At 38.9% G+C, this 10,316-nt stretch carries 10 protein-coding genes; 6 read left to right on the forward strand and 4 right to left on the reverse strand.

What is annotated here, in order from left to right; translation table 11 throughout:
• The 4 genes from AC52J8_RS05105 to proB all read left to right on the forward strand — a co-directional run bounded on the left by AC52J8_RS05105 (position 1) and on the right by proB (position 3,961).
• A complete protein-coding gene (locus AC52J8_RS05105; protein WP_197738976.1) occupies positions 1-726 on the forward strand; it encodes an MFS transporter in 726 nt (241 codons plus the stop codon).
• Between the two features lie 11 nt (positions 727-737).
• Positions 738-1,412 carry a hypothetical protein gene (locus AC52J8_RS05110; protein ID WP_017399268.1) on the forward strand — a complete coding sequence of 225 codons (675 nt, stop codon included), beginning with the start codon at positions 738-740 and terminating at the stop codon, positions 1,410-1,412.
• Positions 1,413-1,591: 179 nt separating this feature from the next.
• Positions 1,592-2,812 (forward strand): Obg family GTPase CgtA, encoded by a 1,221-nt coding sequence (gene cgtA, locus AC52J8_RS05115; protein ID WP_002118576.1) that lies wholly within the window; start codon positions 1,592-1,594, stop codon positions 2,810-2,812.
• Between the two features lie 15 nt (positions 2,813-2,827).
• On the forward strand, positions 2,828-3,961 hold the full coding sequence (gene proB, locus AC52J8_RS05120) for a glutamate 5-kinase (RefSeq protein ID WP_002118789.1): 1,134 nt from the start codon (positions 2,828-2,830) through the stop codon (positions 3,959-3,961).
• 26 nt (positions 3,962-3,987) lie between these two features.
• On the opposite strand, the gene AC52J8_RS05125 is transcribed toward proB, so the two are convergent.
• Positions 3,988-4,644: an HAD-IB family hydrolase gene (locus tag AC52J8_RS05125; RefSeq protein WP_496538887.1), complete on the reverse strand. Its 657-nt coding sequence runs from the start codon at positions 4,642-4,644 to the stop codon at positions 3,988-3,990.
• Positions 4,611-5,819, reverse strand: a complete 1,209-nt coding sequence (locus tag AC52J8_RS05130; RefSeq protein WP_050675757.1) for a DUF1615 domain-containing protein — start codon at positions 5,817-5,819, stop codon at positions 4,611-4,613. Before AC52J8_RS05130 ends, AC52J8_RS05125 begins: the two co-directional genes overlap by 34 nt.
• A gap of 83 nt (positions 5,820-5,902) precedes the next feature.
• Between AC52J8_RS05130 and dusB the strand changes: the two genes are divergently transcribed.
• Positions 5,903-6,928, forward strand: a complete 1,026-nt coding sequence (dusB, locus tag AC52J8_RS05135) for a tRNA dihydrouridine synthase DusB (protein WP_039759557.1) — start codon at positions 5,903-5,905, stop codon at positions 6,926-6,928.
• Between the two features lie 37 nt (positions 6,929-6,965).
• On the opposite strand, the gene AC52J8_RS05140 is transcribed toward dusB, so the two are convergent.
• A complete protein-coding gene (locus tag AC52J8_RS05140; protein ID WP_086399795.1) occupies positions 6,966-8,012 on the reverse strand; it encodes an NAD(P)H-dependent flavin oxidoreductase in 1,047 nt (348 codons plus the stop codon).
• 117 nt (positions 8,013-8,129) lie between these two features.
• The gene (locus AC52J8_RS05145) at positions 8,130-8,831 is read right to left on the reverse strand and encodes a VIT1/CCC1 transporter family protein (protein ID WP_086399796.1); all 702 of its coding nucleotides are present in this window, start codon (positions 8,829-8,831) and stop codon (positions 8,130-8,132) included.
• A gap of 267 nt (positions 8,832-9,098) precedes the next feature.
• Between AC52J8_RS05145 and AC52J8_RS05150 the strand changes: the two genes are divergently transcribed.
• Positions 9,099-10,316, forward strand: a complete 1,218-nt coding sequence (locus AC52J8_RS05150; RefSeq protein ID WP_198912084.1) for a tetratricopeptide repeat protein — start codon at positions 9,099-9,101, stop codon at positions 10,314-10,316.

Here is a 10,316-nt window from a genome sequence, read left to right on the forward strand (position 1 = left end):
TTGTCGCAGTTTAAACGTTTGTTGGTCGTTTTTGTATTCATCATTATTGCCAATTTATGTGGTGTACTCATTGCAATATGGGTATTTAAGCACTTTAATATTTATATTCCACTGAAAAATCAGGCAGTTGCTATTGATTTACAAGAGCCTCTACAGGTTAAGGTTAAAGTGCAAGATGCTTTAAATGTGGATGTAAAAGGGCGCGTAAATGCCAGTATTCCAATTGATGAGAAACTGAATATTCCTTTAACACAAACATTAACTCCGCGTGTTTACTTCGATAATATGGTGCCGATTAGTACAACCATTCCAGTCAAAGAAACATTAAAAGTTGAGCAAAATCTACCAATTGATACCAAGGTTCAGGTGCGTGTTTTGGGGCGTGATATTACGTTGCCATTAAAAGGAACGATTCCATTAAAACTTGATGTGCCAATTGATATTAATGTCCCGCTTGAGCAAAAGGTTCATTTAAAATTTGATGCTCCAGTACGCACGGTATTAAAAGAAAATCTACATATTCCTTTAAAAGCAAGATTAGACACGAATATCCCAATTGAGGGTAATTTAAGTGTACCTGTTAAAACTGCATTAAATGCTTCGGTTGATGTGAAAAATACGCTGCCTGTTAAGATTGCAAATGGTGAGTTAAAGATTCCTCTGTCCACTATGCGATTAAATCGAGTATTAGATTCAGAAACTTCACAAAAGACAGCTGATCAATAGGGTGGATGCTAATGTTTCGTTCACTCAAGAGTATGTTAATCAGTTTCTTTTTAATGATGATACTTGCCGCTATTATGTTTTGGGTGTATCTCAATATTCAAGCAAATTTAGTCGTTTCGGCTCATAATGCCGATATTAGTTTACCTGACTCTTTAGAAACAAAGATTCAAGTTGGTAATACTTTGCAGGTTCAGTCTATTGGTAAACTTGATACAACTTTAGATATAGATCGCCAATTAACTTTACCCCTAAAAGGGAAATATTTGGCAGATTTAAATTTTGCTGTAGAAACACCTATTACGGTAAGTGTCGATTATTCAACGACTCTAAAAATTGATCAGGTTATGCCTTTAGAAACCACCACAGACTTGGTTTATCAAAGTAAGTTTTTACCAAAATTTCCCCTTAAATTAGATATCCCTATTAAATTAGATGTGCCTTTTAATTTAAAACGTAATTATACCGTTCCCGTTAAAATTGTTTTTGATGGTCCAGTTTATTTTGAATTCGATGAACCCGTAAATTTATCGGTGAAACATCAGTTTAAACCAAGCCTAAACGTAAATGATCCTATGGAAATGGGGAATGTCTCTTCATTTAATGCCATCATGTATAATTCTGTGCCAAAAACAAAAGCAAATCTTGATATGCAAATGACCTTACCTCTGCGCAATGTTCATCCTTGATAATTAAATAAATTGGCTAAATTTTATTTTTTATAAGGATCCTATTTGCAAAACTAAAAGCATCTGCTGGATTAAAGATAAAACAGATCGTTATAAATGGAATTGTTCCATTTTCTATTCGAGAATTTTATGAAAATATGGCAGAATAGGCGGTTTTAGAGTTTTTAGAGGATTGGCAGATGCGCTTTGTTGATGAAGCAGTCATTACCGTAGAGGCTGGCGACGGTGGCAATGGCGTAGCCAGTTTTCGCCGTGAAAAATTTGTACCATTTGGTGGCCCAGATGGTGGTGATGGCGGACGTGGTGGAAGTATCTATATTCAAGCTGATGACGATACAAGTACGCTAGTCGATTACCGTTACACACGTAAATTCCGTGCTGAGCGTGGAAAAAACGGTGCAGGTGCTAACTGTACTGGACGTGGTGGTGAAGATGTGGTTTTAAAAGTACCCGTTGGTACAACAATTGTTGATACAGATTCAGGCGATATTATTGGCGATTTGGTTGAAGACGGCCAAAGAATTCTGGTTGCTGGTGGTGGTGAAGGTGGTTTAGGTAACACTCACTTTAAATCATCAACTAACCGTGCACCGCGTAAATGTACGACTGGTACAAAAGGTGAGTTCCGCGAAATTCGTCTTGAATTAAAAGTATTGGCAGATGTTGGTTTGCTGGGTATGCCAAATGCCGGTAAATCTACTTTCATTCGTGCTGTAAGTGCTGCAAAACCAAAAGTGGCAGATTATCCATTTACAACCATGGTTCCAAACTTGGGTGTAGTCGATGCTGACCGCCATCGTTCATTTGTAATGGCCGATATTCCTGGGTTAATCGAGGGTGCAGCAGAAGGTGCAGGTTTAGGAATTCGCTTCCTTAAACATTTGGCGCGTACGCGTATTCTTTTACACATTATTGATGTACAACCAATTGATGGTTCTGATCCAGCGCATAATGCAAAAGCAATTATGAATGAGTTGGCTAAGTTCTCACCAACTTTGGCTAAATTACCAGTTGTTTTAGTACTCAATAAACTTGATCAGATTGCTGAAGAAAGCCGCGAAGAGTGGTGTCAGCACATTCTAGATGAACTAGAGTGGACTGGACCTGTCTTTAAGACATCGGGCTTATTAAGCGAAGGTACAAAAGAAGTTGTGTATTACCTGATGGATCAGATTGAACAACAACGTGAACGCGAAGTTGAAGATCCTGAATACGCAGCAGAAGTAAGAGCTTTCCGTGAACAACTAGAAGTTGAAACACGTGAACAAACCATTGCGGCAAAAGAAGCATATCGTGCAATGCGTCGAGCACAACGTCTCGAAAGCATGATGGACGATGATGATGATTTTGACGATGATGAAGACGACAATGATGTAGAAGTCATCTACGTTCGTGACTAGAAAACCGAGGGAAACATGATAGAAGTGGTCGATGGGCAACGTCAGCTCAGTGAGTGTAAACGAATCGTTGTTAAAATCGGATCATCTTTACTTACGGCTAATGGGCAAGGTTTAGATCTGGACGCTATTTCGCATTGGGCGAAACAGATTGCAGATCTGCACAATGCTGGACACGAGATTATTTTAGTGTCATCAGGAGCTGTAGCAGAAGGTATGGTTCGTATGAAGCTTGCGAGTCGACCCACCGATCTACCCAGTCTACAAGCCTGTGCTGCAATTGGGCAGATGGGCTTAATTCATACTTGGTCTAGTGTGCTTGAAAACCACGGTATTCGTACTGCTCAGGTTTTATTGACTCATGATGATTTGGCAGATCGCCGTCGTTATCTGAACTCGTGTGATGCTTTGCAAAACTTGATTGATTGGCGTGTGATTCCTGTCATTAATGAAAATGACACGGTGTCTACCGATGAGATCCGTTTTGGTGATAACGATACTTTAGCTGCGATGGTTGCAGGTCAGGTTCATGCAGAATTGTTGATCATTTTAACCGATCAGCAAGGTATGTTTGACTCAGATCCGCGTCATAATCCTGATGCTAAATTACTCTCTACTGTTCGTGCTATGGATGATGATTTATTCGATATGGCCGGCGGTGGCGGTGTGCTTGGCAGAGGTGGGATGGTCACTAAAGTTCGTGCTGCGCGTTTAGCTGCTAAATCGGGCTGCCCAACCCTCATCGCGAGTGGCGAAAGTGATAATGTCTTATCACGTGCGATGGCAGGTGAGATGCTAGGTACTTTGTTTACTACAGATAAAGACCGCATGACTGCTCATCAACAGTGGCTTGCTGCTCATTTACAAACAGCAGGTCGTCTTGTGATTGATGATGGTGCTGTTGAAGCGATTAAATTGAAGCATCGCAGTTTGCTCCCTGTGGGAGTTAAAAATGTTGAAGGACATTTTGATCGTGGTGATGTGGTTGAATGTGTCGATAAACAAGGTAAACGTATTGCGGTAGGTCGAGTGAACTTTAGCTCACGATCAGCCGAAATTATTAAAGGCTTAGCCTCAGATAAGGTTTATCAAGTGCTGGGTGAAGCTCGTTCACTTGAAATGATTCACCGTGATCATATGGCAATTTATTAAGTTTTGCTCAAATAAAAAAGCTCGCTTTATGCGAGCTTTTTTTCTGGGATCAAACGAGGTAAAACACGATCTTCACCTACCATATATGGATGTGTGGCAAGACTAAGCATGTCTAAGTCTTCCGAGCTATTACCATAAGCATAAATCTGGTGGTAATGCTGTAGCGTATATTGCTGATGTATTCTTAACTTCTTTTGTTCACTACTACAGTCTGGAGTGGAATAGTAACCCGTCATCATGCCGTTTTTAATTTGAGTTTCGGTACAAATCAACTCGATATCTAGTAACTTGCAAAGTGGAGCAAGATAGACATCAATTGAAGCTGAAACTAATACGACCTGATCACCACGCAATTGATGGTGTTGTAATTGAGTAAAAATTTCAGGCGAAAGCGAAGAGACTAACTCTTGTGCGTATTCTTCACCTAATTTTTGTAATTCAATTGCAGGCGTATTTTTAAACATGCTACGGAATAACTTGGCACGCATAGCATGGGCAGGATAAAAGTTAAGATAGTAGGCTTGAATCCATGGCAGAATTTTCAAGCCTTGCTTAACAATGTGACGCTTAGATAAAGCATAAAAGATGAACCCTGTAAAACTATCTTTACTACACAAGGTTCCATCAAAATCGAACAGGGCGAGACTTTTTATAGTCTTATTCGTTTCGCTCGTTGCATACATGTTTCATATCGTCCGTTTACGCGGGTTGCATACCAATTGGTATTATAATCACGACTTAATTTAGGCCCAGAAATCACCACTTGAGGCATAATTGCATAGAGTGGTTCTTTGCCAGTTTTTGATTTATAAAGTTTAGTCAGCGCAATATAAGTTTGAGTACTTTCAAACTTTTTCTCTTTTTCTAATTTAAGATCATCACGAATTTGTCGTGGGGTAACCAATACATTATTTTTTGCAAATACCGTGATCAGTTCTTTTTCTGACTCGCTTTGAGCTGCGCGTGGATCACCATCTTTTGTATAAAGAAGTAGATCGCCATCAAGACTTATATCTTTATCGGTAAGTTCTCGTAGCATTTTTTGAAAAGCTGCATTACGGCTAGAGTACATACCAGAGTTATAATCCGCAAAACGATAAATGGCTTTATCGTAGTCTGCCGGATAAACCATTAAACGATGTATGCCGTAATATAAACCACCGTATTCAGTATATAGGTCATCGCGGAGCGCAGCAGTACTCATACTCGAACGCTTATTGGCTTTCGCATAATTAATATGAACTTGCATTGAGCCCAAAGTCGTAATAGGGTTCATTTTCTCGCCAATATCTTGACCAACCAATTTGGCTGCACCAGTTAAGGCACTCACATGATAGTGTTTAGCCATGAAGTCGAAAATTTCTCGGTAAAGTAAGTCGAGTTCTTTCTCGGTTTTAACCTTACGCATTTGACTCATATAGTTATTATCAGGAGAAGGCTGAGTTCTTAGAACTTCTTCAAAATAACCAGCAATTGTTCCACCAACAGTTTTGCCAAGTTTATCTTCAAATTTTTCATTTAAACGTGTGCTAACTTCTTCAACTGCTTTTTGTCCTAACCCAGGCACTTGAGGGTTGGCAACAAAGTTGGATTCCTGATCCACTACAGCCACAATACTACAGACATTTTTCTTGGTTTTAGGAATATCCAAGTCTTTCATAATGTCATCAATATCTTTAGCCCATGACTCACGGTCATGCACACGCGATGGAATTAGACGTTTAATCTGTTGGCTTTCTAGTTCAGGCTCATCATTGTTTGACCACCAAGCTTTATCACCACAAGCAGCTAAACTCATGCATACGGCAGCCATGCCGAATGATTTTAATAAAAAACGGGAAGACAACGGTTTGTTCATGGCGAGGAAAGCACCTGCATAAAAAGATGAGCCGATTAAGCGGATGAAGTATACTATGTTGATCATCAATTGTATGAATATATATGTATATTGGTCCCTATCAACTGTCAAATAATTTAATTGTTGCTCCTATGGCCGGAGTTACTGACCGTCCATTTAGAACACTCTGCAAGTATTTTGGCGCAGGCCATGCAGTCAGTGAAATGATGACTGCTGATAAAACTTTGCGGATGAGCAAAAAGAGCCTCTACCGTGCGAACTTTGATGGTGAACTCGCTCCAATCTCTGCTCAAATTGCAGGTTCTGATCCTGAGCAATTGGCAGAGGCTGCACGTTATCAAGTAGCAAATGGCGCACAAATTGTTGATATTAATATGGGATGTCCTGCCAAAAAAGTATGTAATAAGCTCGCCGGTTCAGCGTTATTACAAGATGAAGACTTAGTGGCTCGAATTCTTGATGCGGTTGTTGCTGCTGTTGATGTTCCTGTGACTTTGAAAACCCGTTTGGGCTTTTTAAATGGTCAGGAAAATATTTTAAGAGTAGCAAAAAGGGCAGAAGAAGCGGGGATTGCTGCGCTGGCTTTACATGGCCGTACTCGCGAAGACATGTATTTAAATACAGCACGTTATGATTTGATCAAACATGTCAAAGAATTAATCAATATTCCACTTATTGCGAACGGTGATATTGATAGTCCTGAAAAAGCAAAATATGTACTCGACTATACTGGGGCAGATGCAATTATGATTGGTCGCGCTGCTCAAGGTCGACCATGGATTTTTCGTGAAATTGCTCATTATTTAAAAACTGGTGAACATTTGGCTGCACCTAATATTGAAGAGGTGAAGCAGGTGTTACTAGGACATTTATCAGAACTTTATCAATTTTATGGTGAATACTCTGGCTGCCGTATTGCCCGCAAACACATTGCTTGGTACACAAAAGGTTTACGCTCAAGTAACGAATTTCGCCAAAATATGTATAAAGTTGAAAGCACTGCTGAACAAGCATTAGTGGTCGAAAACTATTTTAATCAGTTATTAGCTGAAGGCAATTTGATGAGTGATGTTCAGGTTGAGCAGGTTAACTTACTAGAAACCCATTAAATAAAAAGCCAGTATATGATTACTGGCTTTTTAAGATTTACTCATCTTCTAGCATTTCTACAACTAACTGGTTAACCAGATCAGCAGCATCTAGCTCTCGTATTTGAGAGACATTACTACCCGCCCAAAAAGCACCGAAGCCATAGTCTTTATTCTTGCTTGCAATGGCATTTAATTGCTTGGCTAGATCGTATGCATATGGATATTCGGGTTGAGGAGGGCGATTAGGTAAATCAATTTGTGTATGCCAATGGTTGAGCAGGCCACGGGCTGGACGCCCAGAAAGACTGGCGCTGATTTGTGTTACAGGTTCATTAAATAAAGCTTTACGATACTCGGCAGATGCACTTGATGTATGGCATTGCACAAATGCTGTTCCGAGTTGAACAGCAGCAGCTCCTAAGCTCAACATATGCCGTGCCTGTGCTCCATTCATAATTCCGCCTGCGGCTACCACAGGTGGTTTGCAATGCTTGACAATAAGGTGTACTAAATCGCTCGTTTTAATTGCTGCATCGAAGGTTTTATTAAAGATTCCACGATGTCCGCCTGCTTCAATCCCTTGAGCAATAATAATATCTATACCAGCCGCTTCAATGACTTGTGCTTCAACTAAATTGGTAGCAGACACCATCGTAATAATTCCGGCATCTTTTAATGCTTGAATTTGATGGGGATGGGGAATGCCAAAATGAAAACTGACCGCTTTAGGTTTGGTTTCTAATACGACATTTAGAAAATCATCGTTATCAAGAAAACTTGGATAAATACAGTTTAAGTTTTGAGGAGGCTGTTCTCCGAACTTTTCAAATTGTGGACGTAAATATTCAATCCACTGAGCAGAAGTTTGGAGGTTAAGTTGTTCGGGTTGATGACAGAAAAAATTAACCTGAAATGATTTTTCTGTAAGTGTTTGGGTTTTTAAAATCTGTTCACGTGCACTTTGCGCCGTATTTGCACCTAGACCTAAGGACCCAAGACCACCCTGATTAGAAACTTCTGCTGCAAGTTCAGGTGTAGATACACCTGCCATAGGGGCAAGAAAAATTGGATGTTTAATTTCAAGTTGTTGTAATAGGTCCATTTTATTCACCTCATTTCTTTCTATTCACCATAGCGTGAAAACCGAACCAAGAGCAAATAATATTGGGCATTTAGTTTTTAAATATTTAGTTCTTAAACATTGATAAGTTCTGATTTTTTAAAGTGGAGTAACATGAAATAAAGAGCCGATCCAGCTTGAAAAAGCCATCGCTAAAATTCCCCACAAGGTAATGCGTAGACTCCCTTTAAGCTTGGAAGTACCTGCAAAATGACTTGATAGCGCTCCTAAAAAAGCTAATGAAATAATGCCAAATACTAAGACTGTTTTTTCGATCCATATATCTGGACTGAGTAAAATAGCCAACATAGGAAACAATGCCCCAAATGAAAATGAGCCAGCTGAAGCTAATGCGGCTTGAATAGGATTTGCTGCGGTATTTTCATGAATACCAATTTCATCACGCGCGTGAGCCCCTAAAGCATCATGATTTGTAAGTTCAGTAGCAACTTGTAGAGCTAAGTCAGGTCCTAAGCCTCTGGATATATAAATTTGGGTGAGTTCGTCCAGTTCACGCTGCGGATGCTTTTTGAGTTCTTGTTCTTCAAATTTTAAGTCGGCTTTTTCAATATCTTCTTGTGATTTTACTGAAATATATTCTCCTGCAGCCATAGAGGTTGCACCGGAAATTAAACCAGCAATACATGCAATAAGAAGTGTATGAGCAGAGGCTCCACTTGCAGCCATTCCCATGATTAGACTGGTAACAGAAATAATTCCATCATTTGCCCCTAAAACGGCCGCCCTTAACCAACCTGAGCGGTGAATAAAATGATGTTCTGGATGTTGAGAAAAGGACATGTTTTCCCCTATTTGTAGTTATAAATTTTTATCTTATCCTATAAGATTATTTACAATAATACGATTAAAAAATGTGTCATTATAGGAAAAACAAACAGATAAGAACTTTTTTAAAACATAATATTAAAGGAGATAAAATGAACAATTTAAAGAACTCATCTACTTATATAAACAGTGTCATTTATGGGTTTAATTATAATACTTATTGATTAAATTTTAATTTGATTGCTACGCAAGCATTCTACCTATTTTACTCTAGAGGTCCCAATGAATAGCAAAATAATAAAATCTATAACCCGTTCCTTTATCGTTGTTGGTTCGATCTGTCCAGCTTTAGGCCTCTTAAGTGTTGAGACTAGTTTTGCGCAAGAGATTGTTAATCAAGAATATAAACCAGGTAATCCGATTTATGATAAATGGGATCAATTTTATAAAATTGAAAAGACTCAACCTGAAAATGCCGAGAAGTTATTATTAGAACTTGGAGAGATGACGCCACAAGATATTAAAGTATGGAAAAGTTTAACTTATTTACAGATTAGGTTAGGGAAACAAGATGCTGCTTTGCAAAGTCTAAGAAAAGCAGAGGCATTAGATCCAGCAGATGATAATTTAAAACTCCAAGAAGCTTATCTACTGAATTCTCAAAAAAATAACAAAGAGGCTTTGGTGGTTTTTAAGGAACTTACCCAATCTAAAGATGCTGATATTGCGACTAAAGCGACACAGGCTGTAAAAAATCTGAGTGGAGGAGAGGTCAAAACTTATTTCCGTGATGTGTATTTTGCGCCTTCATATGAATCACGTTACGACGATGTAATTTTCCCACTTAAAGCTCGTTATGGCAAGAACCTCGATAATGGTCGAGCGCAGGTGTATGGCTTTTTAAATCTAAACCGCGATACTCAATCTCAAGGTGGTGTACGACCTGAAATTATTGATGAAAATGCAGTAACTCTAGGTGTAGGCGCTAATTATCAACCTTGGACATCTATACCTGTGCGCATGTATTTAGAAGTAGGTGGAAGCTATGATCTGATTGATCGAAATAGAGATAAATTTCGTGAAAGTGTTGTCGGTGGGGTGACGGGTTATCAAGAGTGGTATTCTCAAAATAATTGTAATCATTCACTTTGCTTTAATGATTACTTCACTGATTTATATGGTAATGCGGCAACTTATTCTAGAGAAGATTATAACGTTATTGGTGACTTGCGATTACGTACGGGTTTGAATGTCTATAAGGGGGAAACGGGCACTGTACAGGCTTATATGAAATTGCATGCCTTAGCTGACAGTAAAGATGAGTATTACAATAATTTATTTGAATATGGCCCCGGCATTTCATGGCAGCCGTTTAATTATCAACCTATAAAATTACGTGTTGAACGACTATATGGCAATTATTTTAAAGATGTGCCAGTAAATACGAAAGATCATTACAACAATACTCGAGTAGAACTCGTTTTTTATAAGGATTTCTAA

It is taken from the genome of Acinetobacter sp. S-1 (genome assembly GCF_059579785.1).